This is a genomic window from Ralstonia sp. ASV6, from assembly GCF_016429285.1.
GTDB lineage: Bacteria > Pseudomonadota > Gammaproteobacteria > Burkholderiales > Burkholderiaceae > Ralstonia > Ralstonia flaminis.
Window position 1 is genome coordinate 1 of the sequence record NZ_JAELUI010000616.1, and the last position, 302, is coordinate 302.

The window sequence follows — 302 nt, forward strand, 5'->3', positions numbered from 1 at the left end:
CCCCCCCCCCCCCCCCCCCCCCCCCCCCCCCCCCCCCCCCCCCCCCCCCCCCCCCCCCCCCCCCCCCCCCCCCCCCCCCCCCCCCCCCCCCCCCCCCCCCCCATTTTCAAGCAGAAGACGGCATACGCGATCAGGCGCCATGTCTCGTGGGCTCGGAGATGTGTATAAGAGACAGGCGCAAACGGAATCACGCCCTGCACACCGCGCACGATACGCACGATGCCCGCAAAACCTTCTTCGACGACCCAGTCGATCTCGGCATCCGGATACGCGCGCAAAATATCGGCCACGACCGGCGTGCA

General features: G+C 72.5%; 1 pseudogene. It reads right to left on the minus strand.

The annotated features are described in order from the left end of the window. Window positions 1-176 precede the first annotated feature (176 nt). A pseudogene (locus JHD73_RS28675) lies at window positions 177-302 on the minus strand (lipopolysaccharide heptosyltransferase I); the annotation flags it as partial.